Source organism: Vibrio sp. MOR3, from assembly GCF_001557775.1.
Lineage (GTDB): Bacteria > Pseudomonadota > Gammaproteobacteria > Enterobacterales > Vibrionaceae > Vibrio > Vibrio jasicida.
Map to the genome: position 1 here is coordinate 14988 of NZ_LNRD01000021.1, position 26252 is coordinate 41239.

Sequence of the window (26252 nt, forward strand, 5' to 3'; positions counted from 1 at the left end):
CTACACTAACCCTACTACTTTTGAGGGATTGCCTTAAAACGGTGCCCTCACACTCACAATAACAAGCGGATTTCCGCAATCACACACTGGAGGATAACTGTGCAAATTATCACCACAGATATCGCAGTCATCGGCGCAGGCGGCGCTGGTCTTCGTACTGCTATTGCAGCGGCTGAAGCAAACCCGGACTTAGAAGTAGCACTTATTTCTAAAGTTTACCCAATGCGCTCCCACACGGTTGCTGCAGAAGGTGGCTCAGCAGCAGTTATCAAGGATGAAGATAGCTTAGACAATCACTTCAACGATACCGTTGGCGGTGGTGACTGGCTATGTGAACAGGACGTTGTTGAATACTTTGTAGAGAACGCGACTCGCGAAATGATCCAAATGGAGCAATGGGGTTGCCCATGGAGTCGTAAAGAGAACGGTGAAGTCAACGTACGCCGCTTTGGCGGTATGAAGGTTGAACGTACTTGGTTCGCTGCAGATAAAACTGGCTTCCACATGCTTCACACGCTATTCCAGACGTCAATGAAGTACGACAACATCAAACGCTTTGATGAGTACTTTGTTGTCGATTTGCTTGTTGATGAAGGTGAAGTACAAGGTCTGATTGCAATCCACATGTCTGAAGGTGAGTTGGTTACGATTAAAGCGAAATCGGTTGTGTTAGCAACAGGTGGTGCTGGTCGTGTTTATCACTGTAACACCAACGGCGGTATCGTAACGGGCGACGGCATGGCGATGGCTTACCGTCACGGCGTTCCTCTACGTGATATGGAATTCGTTCAATACCACCCAACAGGTCTTCCTGGCACAGGTATCCTGATGACCGAAGGTTGTCGTGGTGAAGGCGGTATCATCGTTAACAAAGATGGTTACCGTTACCTGCAAGATTACGGCATGGGCCCAGAAACCCCAGTGGGCGAGCCGAAAAACAAATACATGGAACTGGGTCCTCGTGACAAAGTTTCTCAAGCGTTCTGGCATGAACAGCAGAAAGGCAACACCATCAAACACCCTCTTGGTGACGTGGTGCACCTAGATCTTCGCCACCTTGGTGAAGAATACCTACAAGAGCGTTTACCGTTCATCTGTGAACTAGCGAAAGCTTATGTGAACGTAGACCCTGCAAAAGAGCCAATTCCAATTCGTCCTACGGTTCACTACACCATGGGTGGCATTGAAACCAACGGCGAATGTGAAACTCGCATTAAAGGTCTATTCGCGGTTGGCGAATGTGCATCAGTTGGTCTTCACGGCGCAAACCGTCTAGGTTCTAACTCGCTGGCTGAGTTCGTTGTATTCGGTCGCGTTGCGGGTGAACAAGCGGTGAAACGCGCAGCAGAATTCAAAGGCTGGAACGAAGAGTCTATCGCGACTCAAGTGAAAGCAGTTGAAGACCGCATTGCTGCTCTGATGAACCAAGAAGGCGAAGAAAACTGGGCAGATATCCGTACTGAAATGGGTCACACCATGGAAGCAGGTTGTGGTATCTACCGCCAAGAAGATTTGATGCAAGCAACGATTGATAAGATCACTGAACTTAAAGCTCGTTACAAACAGATCAGCATCAAAGATAAAGGCAAAGTGTTCAACACTGATCTTTTATACGCAATCGAAGTTGGTTACGGCCTAGAAGTCGCAGAAGCGATGGTTCACTCTGCCATCCTACGTAAAGAATCTCGTGGTGCGCACCAGCGTCTAGACGATGGTTGTACTGAACGTGACGATGTGAACTTCCTGAAACACTCACTTGCTTTCTTCAAAGAAGATGCAGCACCAAGTATTGACTACAGCGGCGTGAAGATCACTAAGTCTCAGCCTAAAGCACGTCTATACGGTGAAGCAGCAGAGAAAGCAGCAGCAGCAGAAAAAGCCGCTGAAGCAGAAGCGAAGAGCGCAGAGGAGCAAGCATAATGTCAGCAAACCGCATTCAAAAAGTAGACATTCTGCGTTACGACCCTGAGAAGGACGCGGAACCATACACGCAAACATTCGAAGTCCCATTTGATGAAACCATGTCCGTACTTGATGCACTTGGCTACATCAAAGATCACCTAGATAAAGATCTGTCTTACCGTTGGTCTTGTCGTATGGCGATCTGTGGTTCTTGCGGCATCATGGTAAACAACGTGCCTAAGCTCGCTTGTAAGAGCTTCCTACGTGATTACCCGAATGGCGTGACTATCGAACCACTAGCAAACTTCCCAATCGAGAAAGACTTGATCGTTGATATGACGCCGTTCATCGAGCGCCTAGAAGCAATCAAACCTTACATCATTGGTAACGATCGCAAGCCAGAAGACGGCACAAACCTGCAAACGCCAGAGCAAATGGCGAAGTACAAACAGTTTGCTGGTTGTATCAACTGTGGTCTTTGCTACGCGGCATGTCCTCAGTTCGGTTTGAACCCTGAGTTCATCGGCCCGGCGGCACTAACACTGGCACACCGTTACAACCTAGATAGCCGTGACAACGGTAAAGCTGAGCGCATGAAGCTGATCAATGGTGAAAACGGCGCTTGGGGTTGTACCTTTGTAGGTTACTGTTCTGAAGTTTGTCCGAAGAGCGTCGATCCAGCAGCGGCAGTAAACCAAGGCAAAGTGGAGTCTTCTATGGACTTCGTGATTGCGATGTTGAAACCTGATGGTTCACCAAAGAAAGTGGAGGCATAAGGATGAGCAACCGTAAACCTTACGTTCGTGAAATAAAACGCACATGGTGGAAGAACCATCCTTTCTACCGCTTCTACATGGTACGTGAAGCAACTGTGCTTCCTCTGATCCTATTCACTATCTTCCTGACTTTCGGTCTAGGTTCATTAGTAAAAGGCCCAGAAGCTTGGCAAGGTTGGTTAGAGTTCATGGCAAACCCTATCGTAGTAGCAATCAACATTGTTGCTCTACTAGGCAGTTTGTTCCATGCACAAACCTTCTTCAGCATGATGCCACAAGTAATGCCAATTCGTTTGAAAGGCAAACCAGTGGATAAGAAAATCATCGTTCTGACTCAGTGGGCCGCAGTTGCGTTCATCTCACTGATCGTTCTCATCGTGGTGTAAGGAGCTTTAGTAATGAAACCGAATTATAGTGTTAACACAGCCCCGAAGCGTTCTGATGAGCCAATCTGGTGGGGTCTATTTGGTGCCGGTGGTACTTGGTTTGCGATGATCACACCGATTACCGTGCTGGTTATGGGCATCTTGGTACCGCTTGGCGTGATTGATGCAGAAGCAATGAGTTACGAACGCGTATCTGAATTCGCAACCAGCATCATCGGTGCGCTATTCATCATAGGTACGCTAGCATTGCCAATGTGGCATGCGATGCACCGTCTACACCACGGCATGCATGACCTTAAGTTCCACACAGGCTTGATTGGTAAAATCGCATGTTACGCGTTTGCAGGTTTAATCACTGCGCTGGCCGTTGTCTTTATCTTCATGATTTAAGACGCTGACGAAAATGAAAAAGCTGGCAACTCGCCAGCTTTTTTATTGCCTGTTATTTATGTTTTCTCAACGAGTGCAGATCAATACAACCGCTATTCAATAAAGGTCGCGATGTCATCCAAAGATTTTTTGTGCATCGCATGTTCCGGAATGGTCGCATCCTCTTCCGGATAACCGGTCACAATCAACATATATGGACGATCGACATCATTGTCTCGTCCGCAAATCTTACTCAAGAAACTCATTGGTTTTGGTGTATGAGTCAGCGTACCCAAACCTGAATTGTGCAATGCTTGAAGTAAAAAGCCTGTGGCAATCCCGACTGACTCGTGCACGTAATAGTTGGTTTGTTCCCCATCATTGCTCATGCCACCTTTCTTTTGTGAAAACACCGCAATCAACCACGGTGCTTTTTCTAGATAAGGCTTACTGGCATTGGTACCGAGTGGCTTCAGTGCATCTAACCATTCTTGCCCTGCTCTCCCTTCATAGAAAGACTGTTCTAGTTCTTCAGCGGCTTGGCGGATCTGCCCTTTCACTTCCGCACTATTAATCGCAACAAAATGCCAAGGCTGATGATTTGCACCACTCGGAGCTGTACCTGCTGCTCGAATGCAGTGCTCAATCACTTCTTTCGCCACAGGACGATCAGAGAAGCTACGAATGGAATGACGGCGCTGAAGTTGCTCAAGATTCTGTACAGCTCTTGCTGCCATTTCTTGCGGAGAGTATTCCACAAAATCATTGAGTGGGTGATGTTGCTCTTGAGTCGACATAGTGCTTCCTTGCGCTTGTTGGGTGTCGATTTACTATAGCCACAAATTTCACCATCTGCGTTTTTATCTTCATAAAATCAATGTGATATTGAGATAAAGCGCAAATATTCAGCCGTGTTTCACCAACAAAAAAGAGAGGCTGATAACACGTATCAGCCTCTGCATTACTCTGATTTGTACAGCTACCAGAGCTTTGGGTTACCTATGATCTTTTTGCTTTTTAAGCTTTTGACCACCCATGATCATATTACTGTTTGATCTTCTTACTTGGTTCATTAAGCCGCAGTACTAAAGCCAATCACCGCCCTTTCTCGGCTGATGAGCTATCACGTTTGCTGTTGGTATCTATCACGCTAGAGCTTGAAGCTGTTAGGATAAAACAACAGATAATAAAAAAGGCCGCCGAAGCGACCTTTTCAATCAGAAAGTCTGAGGTGAATTACTTCACACGACCTACATATTCAGCAGTACGAGTGTCAACTTTGATCACTTCGCCAATTGCGATGAATAGTGGTACACGTACTACAGCGCCAGTTGATAGTGTTGCTGGCTTACCACCTGTACCTTGAGTGTCACCTTTTAGACCTGGGTCTGTGTCAGTAACTTCTAGTTCAACGAAGTTTGGTGGAGTAACGGTAATTGGGTTACCGTTCCAAAGCGTGATCATACAAGTGTTGTTTTCTACCAACCACTTAGCGTTGTCACCAACCGCTTTCGCGTCTGCAGCGATCTGCTCGAAAGTTTCGTTGTTCATAAAGTGGTAGAATTCGCCGTCTGAATATAGATAATCTAGGTCGATATCCATTACGTCTGCCACTTCACAAGTGTCACCAGACTTGAATGTTTTCTCTAGCACTTTACCAGAAAGAAGTTTACGAATTTTAACGCGGTTGAACGCTTGGCCTTTACCTGGTTTAACGTATTCGTTTTCCAGAATTACACAAGGCTCGTTATCAAGCATTAACTTAAGGCCGCCTTTAAATTCATTGGTGCTAACTGTAGCCATTTTTTCCTCTTACATTCTTAGAGCTAAATTCAATGCCGCACATAATAACCCGAAAAGTCGAATCTGTTGAGCAAAACTGGCTCAAACAGTTAGCGAATGGGATCTCTGATCCTGCAAAGTTGCTGGAAAGTTTGGAAATTGATCCTTCGCCGTGGCAAGACGGGTTTGCTGCGCGCAAGCTGTTTGCACAGCGTGTACCGCAAAGTTTTGTCGATAGGATGGAAAAAGGCAATCCTTACGATCCACTTTTACGCCAAGTATTACCTTTGAACGAGGAGTTCGAGGTTCACGAAGGTTACTCCAATGATCCTCTGGAAGAGCAAGACAACGAAGTGCCTGGGCTGTTACACAAATACCGCAATCGCGCATTGATGATTGTAAAAGGTGGCTGTGCCGTGAACTGCCGTTATTGCTTCCGCCGTCATTTTCCTTATCAAGAGAACAAGAGCGGTAAACAAGCTTGGACTCAGTGCTTAGAATACATGGCGAAGCAGCCAGAACTGAATGAAGTTATCTTCTCAGGTGGTGATCCTCTGATGGCAAAAGACGATGAGATCCACTGGCTACTAGAACACATCGCACAAATCCCTCACATCAAGCGCCTGCGTATTCACAGCCGTTTACCTGTGGTAATCCCTGCACGTATTACTGATGAGTTGTGTCAGTTACTGCGAGCATCTCGCTTGCAAATCATCTTGGTAACGCACATCAACCACGCCAACGAGATCAATGCTGAATTTACTGCTCAAATGGCAAAACTGAAGCAATCCGGCGTTACTTTGCTTAACCAAGGCGTGCTATTAAACGGCGTCAATGACAGCATAGAAGCACAAGTTGCTCTCAATGAAGCCCTGTTTGACTCAGGAATATTACCTTATTACCTACACGTGTTAGATAAAGTCCAAGGCGCGGCACATTTCTTCGTCTCTGATGAAGAAGCAAAAGAAATCATGCGTGGCTTGATTACTCGCGTCTCGGGCTACCTAGTGCCTAAATTGACTCGTGAAATTGGCGGCCGACCAAGTAAAACGCCACTGGATCTGCATCTAGAGTAAGTTGCTTTCCGTATAAAGATTGTCGTTACGAGTAAAAGCTTTTGTTCGCTCAGGCGGTCTTATCTATGCATACTCCGCAAATTTGGAGGTTAAGATGCAAGCAACTTTTGAACACATTTTCGATCTTGGCCCATTCAGTTGGCCTGCATTAGCCTGTTGCGCCATCAACGGCTTAATGATCGGTATAGAGCGCCAAACGCGGGGTAAACCTGTTGGTATTCGTACCGCTATTTTAGTTATCTCTGGCACTTACTTATTTATGTCGATGGCCGTCTCGCTTTCACCTAATACGCTCGACCAAGCGCGTGTACTTGGCCAGATAATCACTGGTGTGGGCTTTTTAGGTGCAGGGGTGATGATGACACAAGACGGCAAGATCCATGGGGTGACATCCGCTGCAGTGATTTGGGTATTGGCAGGTCTCGGCTTGATGATAGGCCTTGGCTATCTGACGCAATCCGTCGTAATTACTGTTTTGGCATTGACGGTCTTGCTTGGCGTGGATAGAGCAGAAAATCGCGTTAAAGCTCTACGCCGCGGTGTGCATCAAAGGATGCAGCAGCGAAAAACCTCAACCAGGATCATGAAGTAGCCTTATTCGTCCTAAATGCCTAAACACATTTCAGAATGAGATCCACAGACAAAAAAGACCCCGATATTCCTCGGGGTCTTTTTTATCCGTGTGTTCGTGGCGACACCTTAACTTATTTAGCGAAGTTCACGATAGGGAAACACTTGAAGAAGCCGTTATCCGCACAGTTTAGTAGACCAATTTGAACACCGTCGATTTGGTCAGTCATATTGAAGAAACCTAACTGGAAGTTAGATTTTTTAGAGATGCTCGCCAAACCGATGTCTGCCATTGTGTAACCTTCTGAGTAGTTCACTGCACTCCAGTTTAGACCTTTTACATTGTTCGTGATGTTCACTGCACCTAAGTTAACACCATTAGTTTGGCCTTCGTTCCAGTTAAGAAGACCGAGTGATGCACCCGTCATTTCTTGATTAACTTTAGAAGCACCAAAGAACAAACCGAAGTTCACACCTGTTGTGCGGTCTGTTTCAGACATACCTAGAACCGAAAAGTCGACACCTTTTACTTCGTTTACTTGGCCATGTAATACCGCAAGGCGAACACCACCAACAGAAGAGTTAGAAGGCGCGTTAGTGTTGTCGATGGTAGAGAACATAACTGGCGAGCTATCTGCAAGAGCAACAGGTGAAGCGATTACGGCTGCAACAGCCAATGACGTCATAAGCTTTTTCATTTTCATCTCCATGGAGGGAATAGTTGTTTTACAACATAGTGTAATGTACAAATTTTGCGCCATTTTGAATCAATAAATGTTAGCTGGAAGTCATATTTAACTGTCTGACAAATAAAGCAATTGATTCATCATAGTTATTTATCTGCATTTTCCCTGACGAATTACGCACAATACCCGCACAGTTGCGCATTTTTAAACCAGTTAATCTGATAAAAATTAAGCGTAATAAGTACTGGCTAACTATCAGATTAAAAAGAAAAAGTAAGAATAGACCTACAAGCTGACGCAAGAAAGGCTCAATACCGAAGTTACCGGCACAAAAAAACCGAGGCATTCACCTCGGCTTATCGAACTTTATCGGTAATCTAGCTCACCGCTATAAGGTTTTAGAACAAGGAGAGCACGCGCAGTTTACGCTAGTAAATGAGCATGCTCGACGCTGTTATCAAGCCTTAGAGCAAAGAGATAGGCTGGCTATTACATCATGCCGCCCATACCACCCATACCGCCCATACCACCCATGTCAGGCATGCCTGCGCTTTCTTTTTGTGGTAGGTCAGTCACCATCGCTTCAGTCGTGATCATTAGACCCGCTACTGATGCTGCGAATTGTAGAGCAGAACGAGTTACTTTCGTTGGATCTAGGATACCCATTGCAATCATGTCGCCGTATTCGCCCGTTGCTGCGTTGTAACCATAGTTACCTTCGCCAGCACGAACATTGTTAGCAACCACAGATTCTTCATCACCCGCGTTCTTAGTGATTTGACGGATAGGCGCTTCCATTGCACGTAGTGCAACACGGATACCTACGTTTTGCTCTTCATTGTCACCTTCAAGACCAGCAACTTTAGATGCAGCGCGGATAAGTGCAACACCACCACCAGCAACGACACCTTCTTCAACCGCTGCGCGAGTTGCGTGAAGTGCATCTTCTACGCGGTCTTTCTTCTCTTTCATTTCAACTTCAGTTGCTGCACCAACTTTGATGACTGCAACGCCGCCAGCTAGCTTAGCAACACGTTCTTGAAGCTTTTCTTTGTCGTAGTCTGATGTTGCATCTTCGATTTGTTGACGAATTTGAGCAACGCGACCTTGGATCATCGCTTCTTCACCCGCACCATCGATGATGGTTGAGTTTTCTTTAGTGATAGTTACACGTTTAGCTTGACCTAGATCTTCTAGCGTTACTTTTTCAAGCTCTAGACCGATCTCTTCAGAAATCACGATACCGCCAGTTAGGATAGCGATATCTTGTAGCATTGCTTTACGACGGTCGCCGAAACCAGGAGCTTTAACAGCAGCGACTTTCACGATACCACGCATGTTGTTTACTACTAGCGTTGCTAGTGCTTCGCCTTCTACATCTTCAGCGATGATAAGCAGTGGACGAGACGCTTTAGCAACGGCTTCTAGCGTTGGAAGAAGCTCACGAATGTTCGAGATTTTCTTATCAACTAGAAGGATGAATGGGCTTTCTAGATCAACAGAGCCTGCTTCTTGGTTGTTGATGAAGTAAGGAGATAGGTAACCGCGGTCGAACTGCATGCCTTCTACTACGTCTAGCTCATCTTGTAGAGCCTGACCTTCTTCAACGGTAATCACGCCATCACGGCCTACTTTTTCCATCGCTTCAGCAATGATGTTACCCACTGTTGCATCGGAGTTTGCAGAGATAGTACCTACCTGTGCGATAGCTTTGGTGTCGTTACATTCAACAGATAGTTCTTTTAGTTGCTCAACCGCTGCGATAACTGCTTTATCGATACCACGCTTAAGATCCATTGGGTTCATACCAGCAGCAACCGCTTTCAACCCTTCAGTAATGATAGCTTGAGCAAGAACCGTTGCTGTTGTTGTACCGTCACCCGCTGCGTCGTTTGCTTTAGACGCAACTTCTTTAACCATTTGTGCGCCCATGTTCTGGAATTTATCTTCCAGTTCAATTTCACGCGCTACTGATACACCATCTTTGGTGATCGTTGGTGCACCAAAAGATTTGTCTAGAACAACGTTACGACCTTTAGGACCCAGTGTTACTTTTACTGCGTCCGCTAGAACGTTTACGCCTTCTAGCATTTTAACTCGTGCGTCATTACCAAATTTAACGTCTTTAGCAGCCATCTTTGATTTCCTTTCTAAATTCTGTTTTCGATTTCGTTTTTGAATCAGAGCAAAAAATTACTCAATGATTGCTATTACTCAACGATTGCCATAATGTCGTTTTCAGACATTACTAGCACTTCTTTGCCGTCGATTTTTTCAGTCTTTGTGCCGTAACCTTCAGCGAAGATAACGGTATCACCAACTTTAACGTCCAACGGTAACACTGTGCCGTTTTCTAGAATGCGGCCTTTACCTACAGCTAGAACAACACCACGTGTCGATTTTTCCGCAGCAGAACCAGTTAGAACGATGCCACCCGCTGACTTTGATTCAACTTCTTTACGTTCTACGATAACTCGGTCATGTAATGGACGAATATTCATCGGTCGTCTCTCCTGAAAGTTTTCATGTTTATTTGATAATTGCCCGCGTAGGGCACGTGATCACTATATAAGGGGCAAACCTAACGATCCCAAGGGGTAGACGTGAATTTTTTGTGACTTAGTTAAAATAACCAGCAGCTAGGCAACGGTTTGCGTGCGAAATGCTCACTCGCCCACTATCTCGCTTTCTTGTATCCTTGCGTTTCCCTCACCAGATAGACATCAAAAATGTTGGAAAAAAACAAGCCGGACAATCAGGCCGAAGATAAGCATGGTTTGTTGACCGCGCCCATTCCTGACACCTTACGCAAAATGACCATCCCGATGACGATGGGCATGATTGCCATTTTGATGTTTAACTTGGTCGATACTTTTTTTATCTCGTTGCTGGGTACAGAAGCCCTAGCAGCAATCAGTTACACCTTTCCCGTCACCTTTGCAGTGAACTGCATCACCATGGGCATCGGCATGGGGCTTTCTACCAATATTGGTAGACTGTTAGGTCAAGGCCATGCTCCTCAAGCTGCTCGCTTTACCAGCCACGGGTTATTGCTGGCAGTTGTGCTGGTGATGATCGCCTCAATACTAGGCTTTTTTACTATCGAGCCGCTGTTCAGCTTCTTGGGCGCGAAAGAAGATTCTATTCCGCTGATCGCACAGTATATGCAGGTTTGGTATCTCACTATTCCTCTGTTGGTAATTCCAATGGCGGGCAATAGTGCGATTCGCGCAACCGGCGATACCAAAACTCCAGCTAAAATCATGATGCTGGCAGGGCTTATCAACGGTATTCTCGATCCATTGCTTATCTTTGGTTACGGGCCCTTCCCTGAATTGGGCATCCAAGGCGCGGCGATTGCTAGTGCCTTCAGTTGGTTTGGCGCGTTATGCGGTTCGCTTTACCTACTCGTCAAACGTGAGAAGCTACTTGCCCCGCCGCAATGGCAATTCATCAAACAAGACTGGCAACAAACGTTAAAAATCGGCACTCCTGCAGCGCTCTCCAATGCAATGACCCCATTATCGGGCGCAATCCTGATGATGTTGCTTTCAAGTCATGGGACAGCTGCAGTAGCAGCTTATGGCGCAGCTCAGCGAATTGAATCGATTCTGTTGTTGGTTTTAATGTCTCTCACTTCCGCTCTCACCCCATTTATGGCACAGAACTTTGGGGCAAATAATCCTGCTCGAGCCTTTTCCGGTTGGTTCCTCAGCATGCGGTTCGCAGTTCTCTTCCAAGGGTTTATCTTCTTGATGATGGTGCCACTCAGTATTCCTCTTGCAGCCTTGTTCTCTCAGGAAGCCGTCGTAAAAGATCTGCTTTGGCATTACCTATTGGTGGTGCCATTTAGTTATGGCTTCCAACGGATTGTGATGATGCTAGTCAGTGGCTACAACGCAATGCACAAACCAATGCGTGCCTTCCAATGGAGCTTCATGCGTTTATTCGTATTTACCTTACCTGCAGCTTGGATTGGTAGCCACGTTTATGGCATTGAAGGTTTGTTTATTGGTATTGCGCTGGGGAATACGATGGGCGGGCTATTAGGGTATTGGTTTGCACTACGTGAGCGAAGAATAACATTGGCAGAACACCAACCATCAGCGTAAACGTTAGATAATAAAAAACCGCGGATAACCGCGGTTTTTTTGATTCTGACTTTAACCAGTTGCTTAGAACAGCTCTTCAGCAACTTGGTATAGGTCGTTACGTACTGGACGCTTCATGTTCTCGATTGCATCGATGATGTCGTGGTGAACTAGCTGCTCCTTCACGATACCAACACAACGACCGCCATGGCCTTCCATTAGTAGATGAACCGCGTAGTTACCCATGCGAGATGCTAAAACACGGTCGAACGCTGTTGGGCGGCCACCACGTTGGATGTGACCAAGAACCGTCGCACGAGTCTCACGACCTGTCGCTGCTTCGATCTCTTTCGCTAGTTCGTTTGCATCCATCATCAGCTCAGTAAGTGCGATGATCGCATGCTTCTTACCTTTTGAGATGCCATCTTGGATGTTGCTGATTAGCTTGTCTTTATCCAAGCCAGTTTCTGGCGTGATGATGTATTCACAACCACCAGCAATTGCAGACATCAGAGTAAGGTCACCACAGTGACGACCCATGATTTCTACGATAGAAATACGTTGGTGAGAAGAAGACGTGTCACGAAGACGGTCAATTGCATCGATAACTGTGTTTAGTGCAGTTAGGTAACCGATTGTGTAATCCGTACCTGCGATATCGTTATCGATTGTGCCTGGTAGACCGATACATGGGTAGCCCATTTCAGTCAGTTTCTTAGCACCCATGTAAGAGCCGTCACCACCGATAACAACAAGTGCATCGATACCGTGCTTTTTCAGGTTCTCAATCGCTTGTTCACGAACTTCCACTTCTTTGAATTCAGGGAAACGTGCAGAGCCTAGGAATGTACCACCCTTGTTGATCACATCTGAAACGCTAGAACGATCTAGCTTCTCGATGCGGCCTTCGTAAAGACCTAGGTAGCCATCGTAAACACCGTAAACTTCCAATCCCTCAGATAGTGCTGTACGAACTACGCCACGTACTGCTGCGTTCATACCAGGTGCGTCACCGCCACTTGTTAAAACACCGATCTTCTTAATCATGCTCACCCTCGATCTTTGGCAATCAATTTATTTAATTTTCTTCTAGGCCCCTTGTTACCAAGCAACCTGCATAATCCAGAACTGTGCGTTATGTTACATTTCCTCTACAGGAATACCAATGAAAACACACTTTTTTATGTAACTTTTCTACTTATGTAAGAGTATTACAGTTTCTCTTTGCAACTTCGTTGATTCACATCAGGATCACGATTCTTAGTAAGTAGTGATGGAAAGATAGCCAATAAGCGCCTATTTGTCGTTACGCTTGGTCTGATTTTTCGACCGCTACCAATCTTGCGCCTTTTGTTCTTTCTCTGGTCCAAAGACGACCGACAACGGATCCTGATGGATCAAGACGTCCGCTTCCGGGAAAAGCGCCAACAAATTATCTTCAACTTTATCGGCAATATGATGGGCTTTTATTAAAGGTAGATGATCATCCAACTCTAAATGCAATTGAATAAAGCGCGTCGGTCCAGACATGCGAGTTCTTAGCTGATGGACTCCTAACACGCCTTCAACATTGATGCAGGCTTCACGGATCTGCTCCAGTTCTTCATCTGGTAGCTTTCTATCGAGCAACGTCTGAATCGCTTCGCTGACCATCTTGAATGCGCTGTACAAAATAAAGATACCGATACCGACCGCAAACACAGCATCGGCTTGCGTTACCCCCAAATAGCTCAATCCTAAGGCCACCATGATGGCGCCATTCATGTATAAATCGGTTTGATAATGCAGTGAGTCAGCAGCAATCGCTTGGCTACCCGTTTTACGTACCACATGCTTTTGGAACATCACGAGTCCAAAAGTAACGACCATAGCGAATAGAGAGACATAAACCCCTAGCTCAGGTGAATTCAGCTCATGTGGACGGAAAAATCGCTCAATACCATTAAGAACCAAGAAAACAGCAGAACCAGAAATAAACATTGCCTGCGCCAGTGCTGCTAGCGACTCCGCTTTACCATGGCCAAAAGTATGTTCTCTATCAGCGGGTTGTAGTGAATAGCGTACAACAATAAGGTTCACGACCGATGCGGCGATATCCAGCATCGAGTCAATCAAGGAAGCAAGCAGACTGACAGAGCCCGTCACCCACCAAGTAATGACTTTTACTATTAAAAGAATCGTCGCGACAATGGTCGCCGTCCAAGCAGCGGTCGTGACTAAACGTGCATATTCGTGTTTCATAATCAAAGAGTTAACTCAAACTGTACTTTGAGTATACCTTGAGAATTATTGAATGAGTATGAAATCGCCAAGATCAAAAAAAGGCAGCACTCAGGCTACCTCTTTTACTTTATCTTTCAGCGATTAGCTGTTGTGGTGCTTGTGCATGCGTTTTTGCATTTTTTCGCCACACTCTTGGTGACGCTCTTTTTGTAGCTCAACATATTTTGTTTTTTGCTCAGGAGTCAGCACGCTCAGCATTTGGTGTTTCTTCTCTAGCATCTTAACGCGACGCTCAGTTTGCTTCTCAACCATCTCTTTTGCTAGGTCGTTTGCTGCGGCTTCATCGAAGTTATCAGCCAATAGAAGTGCTTGAACTTTATCGTGGTGCGCTTGACGCTCTGCCATGTGTGCTTCGTGACCATCTGCGAATTTTGCTTTCATCGCCGCTTTGTTCGCTTCACGCATTTCTTTTAGCTGGTCTTTCTGTGCATCAGTCAGGTCTAGTTGACGCATGATGCCACGGTCCATACCTTTGCCGCATTCACCGCGATGGCCTTTATGATCTTTACCACCAAATGCGAATGCGCTCGCTGTACCTAGAGTTAGTGGTAGAACAACAGCAGCCAGTACTAGTTTCTTTGCAGTTTTCATAATTTGATTCCTTACACAGGTTAGTGATTCTTCTGAGCTGTTCTCACAGCGCTTGAGTGTAGAATACGACCTACTAGGTAAAGCGACGTATAGAGACCGTAAAGAATCGTAAAGAGTGATTTTTACACTCTTCGTTACCTATCATTCCCATGTAATATTAAAACAACCACGAATCATAAATAGGTACTCAAATGGCGAACATTCTTTTGATTGATGATGATACCGAGCTAACCAGTCTGCTTAAAGAGGTACTAAGCTTTGAAGGTTTTAACGTCAGTGAAGCCAACGATGGAGAAGCAGGCCTCGCGGCTGTCACTGATGAAATTGACCTTATTTTGCTCGATGTCATGATGCCAAAACTCAATGGAATGGAAACCCTAAAACGCCTGCGCGAAAACTGGGAGACACCAGTGCTTATGCTAACGGCGAAAGGCGAAGAGATAGACCGCGTTATCGGCCTAGAACTGGGTGCCGATGATTACCTACCAAAACCGTTTAGCGACCGCGAATTACTCGCTCGGATCCGGGCGATTTTGCGCCGTACCAGCAGCACCCAGAAGAGCGCGAAAAACAGTGACTGCATTGAGTACCAAGAAATCAAACTCTTCCCTGGCAAACAAGAAGCATACTGCGAACAGACGTTGTTAGATTTAACGACGACAGAGTTTGCTCTTCTGACACACTTTGTGCAAAACCCTGGGCAAGTGCTAACTAAAGAAGCCTTGAGCTTAGATGTACTTGGCAAGCGCTTAGCCGCGTTTGATCGTGCGATCGATATGCACGTATCCAACCTACGTAAAAAATTGCCAGACCAAAGTAACGGTAAGCCTCGTATTAAAACGCTACGCGGGCGCGGCTACATGCTGATTGAGGAGGATTAATGCGAGCACCACGCTTCAAACTGCCGAAGATAAACAGCTTGTATGGACGCATCTTTGCCATCTTTTGGTTCACCATGTTTTTGGTTCTGATGGCAGTGCTGTCATTGCCACACCTTGACCCACGGAAAGCACGCGACATCCCGCAAGACCACTATCAGCGTATGATTGAAATACGTGACGGTATCGAGAAGAAGTATCGCAAACAAGATAACCTCGGCAAGATTTTGTTCAGCATCGAAGGTCAGCGACGCAGTAAACATGATCCGCGTCCACGTATCTTCTTTTCCGATCACGAAGGCAACGTACTGACAACTTCATCAGGTCACAGAGATTTCAAGCTACGTGCGCTACAAAACTTTGTCACTAGCATTGAAGATCAGTCTCAACCGAAGCAAAAGCTTTACGGTCGCTACATGATCGCAGGCCCCGTGCCGATCAAAATCGCCAATTCGGACCTGTTGATGTACGTCGGCTTTAAATGGAATGAGCCGCCACCAATCATGTTGCGCCTGTTCGATCACCCATTGCAATTGCTGCTTGCAGTTATGCTCGTGAGTACCCCGTTATTGCTTTGGTTAGCGTGGGCTTTGAGCCAACCCGCTCGACGCTTGGAAAGTGCAGCGCAACGCGTCGCGAAAGGTGAGTTTGTCATCGATCCTAATCTAGAGAAAGGCACAACCGAGTTTCGTCAAGCCGGAACCAGCTTCAACCAAATGGTCGAGGCTGTGAATCAGATGATTTCTGGCCAGCAACGTTTATTGTCGGACATTTCACATGAGTTACGTTCGCCTTTGACTCGCTTGCGTATGGCAAGTGCGCTGGCGACTCGTAAGCAAGGGGAGAGTCCAGAGCTGACCCGAATCGACACCGAAGCGCAACGTTTAGAGCAGATGATCGCCGAACTACTCGAACTTTCACGCATGCAAGTGAACAGTCACATGACGCGCGAGACTCAGCCAATAGTAAGTTTGTGGGAAGAGATTATTAAGGATGCGCAGTTTGAAGCCGAACAAATGGGCAAAGTACTGAACTACTCTAACCTTCCTGAACGCAGCATTTCTGGCAATCCAAAACTACTGATGAGTGCGGTAGAAAACATCATTCGTAATGCGATTTACTATGGCAAAGATGAAGTGAGGATCGACATTCAAGACAGCGCAGACACCTTGAACATCATTGTAGATGACAACGGTGAAGGCGTACCAGAGGAAGAATTGGAAGCGATTTTCCGTCCGTTCTATCGTGTGTCGACCGCGCGCGACCGCCATTCAGGTGGTACAGGGTTGGGCTTAACCATCACCGAAAGTGCGATTCGTCAGCACAGTGGTTCGATTATCGCAAGTCGCAGCCCATTGGGTGGTTTACGAGTCACGATGACTCTGCCATTACTCAAAATAGGCAAATAACCTTACAAAGATCAAAGTTGATAATGATTTTCATTAACATTAAAGTAAATCCTTCATAAAGGAGGATTTACAATGTCGCATATTTTTCCAGAGCTTCCGTACCGCTACGATGCGTTAGAGCCTTACATCGATGCGAAAACCATGCAAGTTCACTACAGCAAACACCACAAAACCTATTACGATAAATTCATGGCTGCCGCAAAAGGCAGCGCTCTCGAGACCCAAAGCCTCGATGACATCTTCGCTTGCATTTCTCAACACAGTCCAGCTATCCGCAACAACGGTGGCGGCTATTACAATCACATCATTTACTGGAACTGCATGTCACCAAACGGTGGCGGTGAGCCTCAAGGTGCACTCGCTCAAGCCATCAACGACAAGTTTGGTGACTTCGAAAAATTCAAAGACGAGTTTGCCCAAGCGGCAATCAATACCTTCGGCTCAGGCTTTGCTTGGCTAGTCGTAAAGGATGGAGAGATTCAGATTACCTCCACGAGCAACCAAGACAATCCTCTGATGGATGTTGCCGCGGTGCAAGGTGAGCCAGTTCTAGCGCTGGATGTTTGGGAACACGCTTACTACATCAGTTACCAAAACCGTCGTCCTGAGTACATTGACGCATGGTGGAACGTAGTGAACTGGCGCGCAGTAGAAGAAAACTACGCTCGCGCACTCGGTTAAACCTTTCAACATCTGGGCGACAAGGTTTACCTACACGCCCTTATGCCCCTCAAGTCATTGTGTTGAATCTCGCTTCTCAAGGTGACTTGGGTATATACTGCTCGCCTGTTTTGACCAATCTAATTCAATACCATGTTTGATATCGCTCTATACGAACCAGAAATCGCGCCGAACACCGGCAACATCATTCGCCTGTGTGCTAACTGTGGTGCGAATCTCCACCTGATTGAGCCACTGGGTTTCGATCTAGAAGAGAAGAAAGTCCGCCGCGCAGGTTTGGATTACCACGATTTGGCTCGCGTGACGCGTCATAAAGATTATCAAGCATTCTTGGAATACTTAGAGAAAGAGAAACAAGGCAACTACCGCCTATTTGCGTGTACGACCAAAACCACAGGTCATCATGTGGATGCGAAGTATCAAGAAGGCGATGTATTGATGTTTGGTCCAGAAACTCGCGGACTACCAGCAGATGTGATTGATAGCTTGCCAATGGAGCAGCGCATCCGCATCCCGATGATGCCAGATGCCCGTAGCCTGAACCTTTCTAATGCCGTTGCGATCATCGCATTTGAAGCATGGCGTCAAATGGGTTTTGAAGGCGCAATGTAAGCGCACCAAATCACGGATACTAAAAAGGGCGCTGAATGCGCCCTTTTGCTTTTCTTACTTACCGATTGAATCAGTTGAGCTTGTTACGATCATTGTCGTCTTTACGCTCGTACTCACCTTCGAAGGTATTGCCGTTGTCCGATTGAGAATCGAATGGGTCACGACGAAACGGGTCTTGTTCATAGGGACCTTGATTTGAGAAGCCACCTTGGAAGCCGCCACCATTCATGGTCTTCACCACCATCTTGCTCATTAAGTATTTCGCAATCGCAGCGCGTGGCGCGGGAAGCAACACCAACATACCCAATGCGTCGGTCATGAAACCTGGTGTTAACAGCAATACGCCTGCAACTGCCAGCATCACACCTTCAAAAATCTGTTGAGCCGGAAGCTCACCTTGCTCTAAGCGACCTTGCACTGACATCAACGTCTGGATGCCTTGGCTGCGTACCAAAGACGCGCCAACAAATGCGGTGATCAGAACTAAAGCAATCGTAGGCCAAAGACCTAAAAAGCCTCCCACCTGAATAAATAGGCCGATTTCGATGATCGGGACGAAAATAAACGCCAATAATAAGATAGGAAACACATGCCCTCCTTTGTTGATTTCAGTGTAATGGCAAAAGCCTACTAAGCTCAAACGAATCGTTGTAAAAAAGCGTGTTCATCATAGGGAGAATGCGTTGTACAAAAAACGCCTTTTGAATAAAGGTGCATATATAAAATTTGATCGTTGAAAAGTGCTATTTTCGCACTCTTAAAATCCATGTTTGTCGAGGAAAAACACCTACCCATAAAGGGTTATTAATATCCCGTTCATACTTTGCAAATTATTGACGCATTAAAAGCGAAAAAGGTGATCCACTTACTATTTTTATGCGCTAGGTGCAGTATGATGTGCCACATAAGTCAGGACGGTTTTTCCAGCCAAAAACTCTGATGAACGGATTCTAGATTGCAGAAATGGCTAATAAATAACTTAAATATCAGAATTATTATCTAAGGATCCTGTTATGGCTACACTATCTGATGCTCCAAAGACAGCAAACCAAGCCACTCGTATTGAAGAAGATCTATTAGGTCAACGTCATGTTCCTGCTGATGCTTACTACGGCATCCACACCCTTCGCGCTATCGAAAACTTTAATATTTCAAGCACTACCATTTCTGACGTACCTGAGTTTGTACGCGGTATGGTAATGACGAAAAAAGCCGCTGCACTAGCAAACAAAGAGCTAGGTGCAATTCCAAAAGACGTTGCTAACTACATTCTAGAAGCGTGTGATTTGATCCTTGAAACAGGTAAGTGCATGGATCAGTTCCCTTCAGACGTGTTCCAAGGCGGTGCAGGCACGTCAGTGAACATGAACACTAACGAAGTTATTGCGAACGTTGCGCTTGAACTGATGGGCAAAGAAAAAGGCCAATATGAGTTCATCAACCCGAACGATCACGTAAACAAGAGCCAATCAACAAACTGTGCGTACCCTACCGGTTTCCGAATCGCGGTTTACAACAGTGTTCATCAGTTGATGGAAGCGATCGAATACCTAAAAGGTGCATTCGAACTTAAAGCACAAGAATTCAAAGACATCTTGAAGATGGGTCGTACTCAGCTTCAAGACGCGGTTCCTATGACTGTAGGTCAAGAGTTCCACGCATGGGCAGTGACACTAAACGAAGAGATTCGCGCCCTAGACTACACGTCTAAGCTACTACTAGAAATCAACCTAGGTGCAACAGCAATTGGTACTGGTCTAAACGCACCAACAGGCTACCAAGCACTAGCCGTAAAACACCTAGCAGAAGTTACGGGTGTAGAGGTGGTTGCAGCAGAAGATCTAATCGAAGCAACATCTGACTGTGGTGCTTACGTAATGACACACGGCGCGCTCAAACGTCTAGCAGTGAAACTGTCGAAGATCTGTAACGACCTTCGCCTACTTTCTTCAGGCCCTCGCTCTGGTCTAAACGAGTTGAACCTACCAGAAATGCAAGCGGGCTCTTCTATCATGCCAGCTAAAGTAAACCCAGTTATCCCAGAAGTTGTAAACCAAGTTTGCTTCAAGGTTCTAGGTAACGACAACACGGTATCTTTCGCAGCAGAAGGCGGTCAGTTACAGCTAAACGTAATGGAGCCAGTAATCGCACAAAGCGTGTTTGAGTCTATTTCTCTACTACACAACGCATGTGTGAACCTACGTGACAAATGTATCGATGGCATCACGGTGAACAAAGAAGTTTGTGAAAACTACGTTTACAACTCTATCGGTATCGTGACTTATCTAAACCCATACATCGGCCACCACGAGGGCGACATTGTTGGTAAGATCTGTGCTGAAACAGGTAAGAGCGTACGTGATGTGGTTCTAGAACGTGGTTTATTAACCGCAGAAGAGCTAGATGACATCTTATCGGTTGAAAACTTCATGCATCCGACTTATAAAGCGAAACGCTACGAGTAATCGCTGGTGAAAGGGGTCCCAAACGGGGCCCTTTTTTAGGCTCTGATACGGTTAACCACAATTTTTATGCGCTTTTTATTGCCGTAAGCCGCTCGGGTTCTGATTTTCTGAGCATTTACACCTGTTCCTGAGTGTTCAAAAAATCAGAATCATTAAAAACTAAAAGAGGTATCAATATGGTAATGGTCGAACTCTTCGTGGTTCTGCTCTTCATTTATTTGGGGGCAAGAATCGGTGGTATCGGCATTGGCTTTGCCGGTGGTGCTGGGGTAATTGCATTGTCTTTAATCCTAGGCGTCCCGACAAGCCAGTCTTTCATCCCTGTCGATGTAATCCTGATCATCATGTCTGTTATTACTGCTATCGCTGCAATGCAGGTAGCGGGTGGTTTAGATTGGATGGTTCAGGTTGCGGAAGACTTTTTGCGTAAACATCCCGAACGCATCACCTTTTACGCACCTATCGTGACATTTTTGATGACACTACTAGCAGGTACAGGTCACACAGCATTCTCTACTTTGCCAGTTATTGCAGAAGTAGCGAAAGGCCAAGGTGTTCGTCCTTCTCGTCCACTGTCTATCGCGGTAGTAGCATCGCAAATCGCTATCACAGCATCCCCTATCTCAGCGGCAGTTGTGGCATTTGCTGCAATGCTTCACCCATTTGGCGTTGATTACCTAACGCTACTAGCGGTTTGTATCCCAACCACCTTCATCGCTTGTATGATCGGTGCATTTGTTGCGAACTTCATGGGCAGCGAGCTTAAAGATGATCCTGAATACCAAGACCGTCTAGCAAAAGGCCTTATCAAGCTAAACACAGAATCGAAACGCGAAATCTTGCCAACAGCGAAGAAAGCAACCTTCATCTTCCTAGGCGCTATCGCATTCGTAGTCTGCTACGCAGCAGCGATCTCTGGTTCAATTGGTCTTATCGAAAACCCAGCACTTGGTCGTAACGAAGCGATCATGGCAGTCATGCTAGCGGCAGCCGCAGCAATCGTATTGAGCTGTAAAATCGACGCAGGCAAAATCCCAGCTGCTGCAACATTCCGCTCTGGTATGACAGCGTGTGTGTGTGTACTTGGTGTGGCATGGCTAGGTTCTACGTTCGTTAACGCGCACGTTGATGGCATCAAAGAAGTTGCGGGTGCACTACTAGCAGACTACCCATGGATGCTAGCACTTGTTCTATTCTTCGCTTCAATGCTGCTTTACTCGCAGGGTGCAACTACCGTTGCGCTGATGCCAGCAGCACTAGCAATCGGTGTGGCACCACTTACCGCAGTTGCGTCTTTCGCAGCAGTAAGTGCGCTATTCGTACTACCAACTTACCCAACGCTACTGGCTGCGGTTGAGATGGACGACACGGGTTCAACTCGTATCGGTAAGTACGTATTCAACCACCCATTCTTCGTACCAGGCGTAGCAACTATCGCTTCAGCAGTTGCACTTGGATTCGCGTTCGGTGGGCTACTGATCTAGCAGAAACAGAGTCTTACTCGGGGGAGCTTCGGCTCCCTTTTTTATTGCCTGTTGTATTGGACAACGGTTAACAAATCTTCACTTCCATGAAACTTATTGGCTAGCCAGCAGGTCTGATTGAGTTACACTAACGGCAATTATCTAAGATGAATTGAACCTTTTATGCGTGCATTACTCTCCGTCTTACTCTTAGGGCTTATTACCTTTTCTGCGCCTTCTTTTGCTCTGTTTGGCAATGATCAGTTAGGGAACAGCCAAAGCAACACTTTTGGCAGCAGCAACGATACGTTTGTGCCTGTCGATCAGGCTTTCCAATTCAACTATTACCAGCAGGACGGTAAGCTCATGCTGGACTGGCAGGTACGTGATGGTTACTACCTGTATCAAGAGCGCTTGTCCGTTGCGGGCGAAAATGTGTCGCTAGGCGAACTGCAAATGGAAGACGGCACGCCGCATAAAGATGAATTCTTTGGTGACGTGCATATCTACACCCAGCCACTGTTTGTTAACGTGCCAATGCATGACTGGCAAGACGGTGCACGCGTGGTGGTGCAATACCAAGGCTGTGCCAAAGCTGGCTTCTGTTACCCGCCAGAAACTCGCGTAATTCCTATCAGCGCGTTTACTTCATCGAACTCAGATTCAACAGCGGCGACGACTGCACCAAAAGCAGAACAAGTACCAACAGCAACGCCACCAGCGGTGCAATCATCTACTTCTACCGACACACCATCGGCTCCAGTAACACAGCAAGATAGCCTTGCCGCCAACCTTGCTGATAACTGGTGGACACCACTTCTGTTCTTAGCGCTTGGTGTGGGTTTGGCGTTTACACCATGTGTACTGCCGATGTACCCAATTCTGACCAGCATCGTGCTTGGCAGTGGCAAACTAAGCCAACGCCGTGCGCTAGGCTTGTCGTTTGTCTACGTGCAAGGCATGGCGCTGACTTACACCCTACTTGGCCTTGTGGTGGCATCTGCGGGCATGCAGTTCCAAGCTGCGATGCAACACCCTTATGTGTTGATTGGTTTGAGTGTGCTGTTCGTGACACTCGCACTGTCGATGTTTGGCGTTTATAACCTGCAACTGCCAAGTGGCGTGCAAACGTGGTTAAACAACCTAAGCAACAAACAACAAGGCGGAAGCAGCGCAGGCGTATTCGCCATGGGCGCGATTTCAGGTCTAGTGTGCTCACCATGTACCACGGCGCCACTGTCTGGTGCGCTACTTTACGTTGCACAAAGCGGTGACTTGCTGACTGGTGGTATCGCGCTTTACGCACTGGCGATGGGTATGGGTATTCCACTCATTCTTGTTGCTGTATTCGGCAACAAACTTCTGCCAAAAGCAGGGGGTTGGATGGATCGCGTTAAGACCCTATTCGGCTTCATTCTGCTGGCAGCGCCTATCTTCCTACTTGAGCGCATCATGCCAGAAATATGGGCGACGGCATTGTGGTCAGCACTAGGTATCGCTGCATTTGGTTGGCTATACCACATCAAGAACAGCCTTGAGTTTGGTGGTTGGAAACAAAGTGCAGTAGGCATTATCGCCGTGCTTGGTTTGTTTGCGTCAGCTCAACCAGCACTTAATTACTGGTTTGGTGGCCACACAACAACGCAAACTCAACAAGTGACAGTAAGCTTTACGCGCGTCTCCAATGTAACAGAGCTCGAACAACAATTGGCATTGGCTAAGCAAGCCGGTAAACCCGTGATGCTCGACTTCTATGCTGATTGGTGTGTCGCATGTAAAGAGTTTGAAAAGTACACCTTCCATGACCCAAGTGTCGAAGTAAAACTGCAAGATTTTGTACTGCTACAGGCCGATGTAACCAAGAACCAAGTACAAGACATCGAACTTCTTAAGCATATGAATGTATTAGGTTTACCGACGATTGAATTTTGGGATGCGAATGGCCAACATGTTTCAAACGCTCGTTTGACCGGTTTTATGCAGGCCGAGCCTTTCTTGGCACACATCAACCAATTTTAATTGTGAATCATTCAAACGCCAGTGATACCTCGCTGGCGTTTTTTATTGTCTCAATAAAATCTCGAAACTTGCGTTTATATGCAATTTTTCTAATAAAAGTCGATTTGGTTCAGACTTTTAGCGCATAAACATTGTCCCCCCTCTTAAAGGTGGACAATAATTCCATTAACGAAATAGTCAAAAGTGTTTAACGTCATGGATTCGACCTACACCATTATCATCGCTGATGATCACCCATTGTTCCGCAACGCCTTGTTCCAATCGGTACATATGGCGGTGAGTGGTGCTAACCTCCTCGAAGCTGACTCTTTAGATGCTCTCCTGACACTCCTTAAAAAAGAAGAAGAGCCCGACCTAGTGCTGCTGGATCTCAAAATGCCAGGTGCAAACGGCATGTCCGGTCTGATTCACTTACGTGCAGAATACCCAGACCTACCAATCGTCGTGGTTTCTGCCAGCGAAGAACCCGCAGTGGTTAGCCAAGTAAAAAGCCACGGCGCATTTGGCTTTATTCCTAAATCAAGCGACATGCGTGAACTTGTCAGTGCCCTTAACCAAGTGCTGAACGGCGACCCATTCTTCCCTGAAGGCTTGATCACCAATAACGCAGCATGTAATGACTTAGCAGAAAAGATTGCTGCGTTGACACCTCAACAATACAAGGTGCTCGGCATGCTATCGGATGGCTTACTCAACAAGCAAATCGCTTACGAGCTCAATGTCTCAGAAGCAACCATCAAAGCACACATGACCGCCATATTCCGAAAATTAGGCGTCAAGAATCGCACTCAAGCCGTTATTTTGCTGCAACAAATGGAATCAGAGCAGTAATGTGTTAATAAATATAACCAATTCACATTTATATGACGCAAAAAGAACAATAGACGTTAAAATGATAATGCCAATCACAGTGAGTCAGAGCTTATAAATAGCGTAGGAAAAAGGCTTGAGAACAAGGCGAAAATTTTCGATAAGTAGTTCTCCTACAATCGAAATTTTTAATGCCGTTATCGAGCGTTTTCACAAGCTAGAATAAGCAATTACTGGCTACGATCGGCATAGACTGTCACACACAGCCTCTTCATCCCTCTGTTAAACCGCTAACTCTGGGAGGTCATACTTTGTTAAGTATTCTCGTCACTCAATTCGTCGTACTCTGGGCCGTCATCGACCCGATTGGTTCAGTACCCGTTTATCTATCACAGACTCAGCACCTTACGGCAAAACAGCGTCGTCTCGTCGCATTAAAAGCCATTGCCATTTCAATGGGTGTGTTGCTGTTCTTTCTTATTGCCGGTCAGTTGTTACTGGAAGCAATGCAAATTCCATTACCCGCCTTCCAAGCCGCTGGTGGTTTAGTGCTATTACTGTTTGCATTGTCGATGATCTTTGGTGAAAGCAAGCCAGAACAAGAGCAAAAACTGGGCGAAGAAGTCAGCCACTCGGATCTCGCTGACTTAGCCGTTTACCCTCTTGCGATTCCTTCGATTGCGTCGCCGGGGGCAATGATGGCCATCGTGATGCTCACCGATAACAATCGTTACTCTTTCGTCGACCAAGCAATGACCGCAGGCGTCATGATTGCGGTACTTCTGGTTACCCTCTTCTTGTTACTGGGCGCAAACACAATTCAAAAAGTGATTGGTAACGTAGGTGCAGCCATCATCAGCCGCGTAATGGGGCTTATCCTTGCCGCTGTTGCACTGAATAATTTGCTGCTTGGTATAAAAGATTTCTATGTTAATTGATAAAACTCTTAGACCTTTGGCTAATTTAACATCAAATTAACATCACACTTTTATTCCTACTTCTTCTCAAACGCCCTAAAAATGGGCGTTTTTGCTTTTTAGCGTCCCGACTAAAGTTGAAAAGAGTTCTTGCCAGTGCCTTGCTAATGTACATGTTGAAACATTTTTTTAACAACAATACCAATCGTAAGGAGACGGCAATGGCATTTGAAAGCGAAGAAAGAGCCAAAGCCTACTGGGACAAGAACGTGAAACTCATGATTACCCTAATGGTCATTTGGTTCGTAGTGTCTTTCGGCTGCGGCATCTTATTTGTCGACGTACTTAATCAATTTCAATTAGGTGGATACAAACTAGGCTTCTGGTTTGCTCAGCAAGGCTCCATCTATGCCTTCCTCGGTATTATTTTCTACTACGCGTGGAAGATGCGCCAAATCGACCGTGAATTCGGCGTGGATGAGTAAG

26 protein-coding genes are annotated in these 26252 nt (G+C 46.2%); 17 read left to right on the forward strand and 9 right to left on the reverse strand.

What is annotated here, in order from left to right; translation table 11 throughout:
- The first annotated feature begins 99 nt into the window (after window positions 1-99).
- The 4 genes from frdA to frdD are packed head-to-tail and all read left to right on the forward strand — an operon-like array spanning window position 100 to window position 3454.
- Window positions 100-1920: a fumarate reductase (quinol) flavoprotein subunit gene (gene frdA / locus ATB76_RS24580; protein ID WP_038871011.1), complete on the forward strand. Its 1821-nt coding sequence runs from the start codon at window positions 100-102 to the stop codon at window positions 1918-1920.
- Window positions 1920-2678: a succinate dehydrogenase/fumarate reductase iron-sulfur subunit gene (locus ATB76_RS24585; protein ID WP_038871009.1), complete on the forward strand. Its 759-nt coding sequence runs from the start codon at window positions 1920-1922 to the stop codon at window positions 2676-2678. Before frdA ends, ATB76_RS24585 begins: the two co-directional genes overlap by 1 nt.
- Window positions 2679-2680: 2 nt before the next feature.
- A complete protein-coding gene (gene frdC / locus ATB76_RS24590; RefSeq protein WP_038871007.1) occupies window positions 2681-3064 on the forward strand; it encodes a fumarate reductase subunit FrdC in 384 nt (127 codons plus the stop codon).
- A 12-nt stretch (window positions 3065-3076) separates the two neighbouring features.
- Window positions 3077-3454 carry a fumarate reductase subunit FrdD gene (frdD, locus tag ATB76_RS24595; protein ID WP_038871005.1) on the forward strand — a complete coding sequence of 126 codons (378 nt, stop codon included), beginning with the start codon at window positions 3077-3079 and terminating at the stop codon, window positions 3452-3454.
- A gap of 92 nt (window positions 3455-3546) precedes the next feature.
- Here frdD and ATB76_RS24600 read toward each other — a convergent pair whose 3' ends face one another.
- Together ATB76_RS24600 and efp are read right to left on the reverse strand one after the other, a co-directional pair.
- Window positions 3547-4230 (reverse strand): nitroreductase family protein, encoded by a 684-nt coding sequence (locus ATB76_RS24600; protein WP_061036244.1) that lies wholly within the window; start codon window positions 4228-4230, stop codon window positions 3547-3549.
- Between the two features lie 439 nt (window positions 4231-4669).
- Entirely contained in the window at window positions 4670-5236 is a 567-nt protein-coding gene (efp, locus tag ATB76_RS24605; protein ID WP_005425036.1) for an elongation factor P, read from the reverse strand.
- A 32-nt stretch (window positions 5237-5268) separates the two neighbouring features.
- Here efp and epmB point away from each other — a divergent pair, with 32 nt between their 5' ends.
- Together epmB and ATB76_RS24615 are read left to right on the forward strand one after the other, a co-directional pair.
- Window positions 5269-6291 (forward strand): EF-P beta-lysylation protein EpmB, encoded by a 1023-nt coding sequence (gene epmB, locus ATB76_RS24610; protein ID WP_061036245.1) that lies wholly within the window; start codon window positions 5269-5271, stop codon window positions 6289-6291.
- Window positions 6292-6385: 94 nt separating this feature from the next.
- Window positions 6386-6883: an MgtC/SapB family protein gene (locus ATB76_RS24615; RefSeq protein WP_038870997.1), complete on the forward strand. Its 498-nt coding sequence runs from the start codon at window positions 6386-6388 to the stop codon at window positions 6881-6883.
- Between the two features lie 112 nt (window positions 6884-6995).
- On the opposite strand, the gene ATB76_RS24620 is transcribed toward ATB76_RS24615, so the two are convergent.
- The 3 genes from ATB76_RS24620 to ATB76_RS24630 form a co-directional block, all read right to left on the reverse strand.
- Window positions 6996-7559 (reverse strand): hypothetical protein, encoded by a 564-nt coding sequence (locus tag ATB76_RS24620; protein ID WP_038870994.1) that lies wholly within the window; start codon window positions 7557-7559, stop codon window positions 6996-6998.
- A gap of 477 nt (window positions 7560-8036) precedes the next feature.
- Window positions 8037-9683, reverse strand: a complete 1647-nt coding sequence (gene groL, locus ATB76_RS24625) for a chaperonin GroEL (protein ID WP_038870992.1) — start codon at window positions 9681-9683, stop codon at window positions 8037-8039.
- Between the two features lie 74 nt (window positions 9684-9757).
- Window positions 9758-10048: a co-chaperone GroES gene (locus ATB76_RS24630; protein WP_005381516.1), complete on the reverse strand. Its 291-nt coding sequence runs from the start codon at window positions 10046-10048 to the stop codon at window positions 9758-9760.
- Between the two features lie 228 nt (window positions 10049-10276).
- Between ATB76_RS24630 and ATB76_RS24635 the strand changes: the two genes are divergently transcribed.
- Window positions 10277-11659 (forward strand): MATE family efflux transporter, encoded by a 1383-nt coding sequence (locus ATB76_RS24635; protein ID WP_061036246.1) that lies wholly within the window; start codon window positions 10277-10279, stop codon window positions 11657-11659.
- Between the two features lie 63 nt (window positions 11660-11722).
- Here the strand turns inward: ATB76_RS24635 and pfkA are convergent, their stop codons facing one another.
- From pfkA to ATB76_RS24650, 3 genes are all read right to left on the reverse strand, one after another.
- Window positions 11723-12685 (reverse strand): 6-phosphofructokinase, encoded by a 963-nt coding sequence (pfkA, locus tag ATB76_RS24640; protein ID WP_038870987.1) that lies wholly within the window; start codon window positions 12683-12685, stop codon window positions 11723-11725.
- 285 nt (window positions 12686-12970) lie between these two features.
- On the reverse strand, window positions 12971-13879 hold the full coding sequence (gene fieF / locus ATB76_RS24645) for a CDF family cation-efflux transporter FieF (protein WP_042602249.1): 909 nt from the start codon (window positions 13877-13879) through the stop codon (window positions 12971-12973).
- Between the two features lie 123 nt (window positions 13880-14002).
- On the reverse strand, window positions 14003-14512 hold the full coding sequence (locus ATB76_RS24650; protein ID WP_038870983.1) for a CpxP family protein: 510 nt from the start codon (window positions 14510-14512) through the stop codon (window positions 14003-14005).
- A 191-nt stretch (window positions 14513-14703) separates the two neighbouring features.
- Here ATB76_RS24650 and ATB76_RS24655 point away from each other — a divergent pair, with 191 nt between their 5' ends.
- The 4 genes from ATB76_RS24655 to trmL all read left to right on the forward strand — a co-directional run bounded on the left by ATB76_RS24655 (window position 14704) and on the right by trmL (window position 18092).
- Window positions 14704-15393: a response regulator gene (locus ATB76_RS24655; protein ID WP_038870981.1), complete on the forward strand. Its 690-nt coding sequence runs from the start codon at window positions 14704-14706 to the stop codon at window positions 15391-15393.
- Complete coding sequence (cpxA, locus tag ATB76_RS24660; RefSeq protein ID WP_061036247.1) at window positions 15393-16799, forward strand: envelope stress sensor histidine kinase CpxA; 1407 nt, start codon at window positions 15393-15395, stop codon at window positions 16797-16799. The genes ATB76_RS24655 and cpxA overlap by 1 nt, the downstream gene beginning before the upstream one ends.
- A 72-nt stretch (window positions 16800-16871) precedes the next feature.
- Window positions 16872-17480 (forward strand): superoxide dismutase, encoded by a 609-nt coding sequence (locus ATB76_RS24665; protein ID WP_061036248.1) that lies wholly within the window; start codon window positions 16872-16874, stop codon window positions 17478-17480.
- Between the two features lie 132 nt (window positions 17481-17612).
- Window positions 17613-18092: a tRNA (uridine(34)/cytosine(34)/5-carboxymethylaminomethyluridine(34)-2'-O)-methyltransferase TrmL gene (trmL, locus tag ATB76_RS24670; protein ID WP_012126507.1), complete on the forward strand. Its 480-nt coding sequence runs from the start codon at window positions 17613-17615 to the stop codon at window positions 18090-18092.
- Window positions 18093-18162: 70 nt separating this feature from the next.
- On the opposite strand, the gene ATB76_RS24675 is transcribed toward trmL, so the two are convergent.
- A complete protein-coding gene (locus ATB76_RS24675) occupies window positions 18163-18681 on the reverse strand; it encodes an FxsA family protein (RefSeq protein WP_038870971.1) in 519 nt (172 codons plus the stop codon).
- Window positions 18682-19105: 424 nt separating this feature from the next.
- On the opposite strand from ATB76_RS24675, the gene aspA reads away from it, so the two are divergent.
- The 6 genes from aspA to ATB76_RS24705 all read left to right on the forward strand — a co-directional run bounded on the left by aspA (window position 19106) and on the right by ATB76_RS24705 (window position 26251).
- Window positions 19106-20557 carry an aspartate ammonia-lyase gene (gene aspA / locus ATB76_RS24680; protein WP_038870968.1) on the forward strand — a complete coding sequence of 484 codons (1452 nt, stop codon included), beginning with the start codon at window positions 19106-19108 and terminating at the stop codon, window positions 20555-20557.
- A gap of 176 nt (window positions 20558-20733) precedes the next feature.
- Window positions 20734-22041, forward strand: coding sequence for an anaerobic C4-dicarboxylate transporter (locus ATB76_RS24685; protein ID WP_038870965.1), 1308 nt, complete (start codon window positions 20734-20736; stop codon window positions 22039-22041).
- A 162-nt stretch (window positions 22042-22203) separates the two neighbouring features.
- Window positions 22204-24039 carry a protein-disulfide reductase DsbD gene (locus tag ATB76_RS24690; RefSeq protein WP_061036249.1) on the forward strand — a complete coding sequence of 612 codons (1836 nt, stop codon included), beginning with the start codon at window positions 22204-22206 and terminating at the stop codon, window positions 24037-24039.
- A gap of 195 nt (window positions 24040-24234) precedes the next feature.
- Window positions 24235-24870 carry a response regulator transcription factor gene (locus ATB76_RS24695; RefSeq protein ID WP_038870959.1) on the forward strand — a complete coding sequence of 212 codons (636 nt, stop codon included), beginning with the start codon at window positions 24235-24237 and terminating at the stop codon, window positions 24868-24870.
- Window positions 24871-25160: 290 nt separating this feature from the next.
- Window positions 25161-25787: a MarC family protein gene (locus ATB76_RS24700; RefSeq protein WP_005448274.1), complete on the forward strand. Its 627-nt coding sequence runs from the start codon at window positions 25161-25163 to the stop codon at window positions 25785-25787.
- Between the two features lie 200 nt (window positions 25788-25987).
- Window positions 25988-26251, forward strand: a complete 264-nt coding sequence (locus tag ATB76_RS24705) for a DUF4212 domain-containing protein (RefSeq protein WP_005448273.1) — start codon at window positions 25988-25990, stop codon at window positions 26249-26251.
- Window position 26252 lies beyond the last annotated feature (1 nt).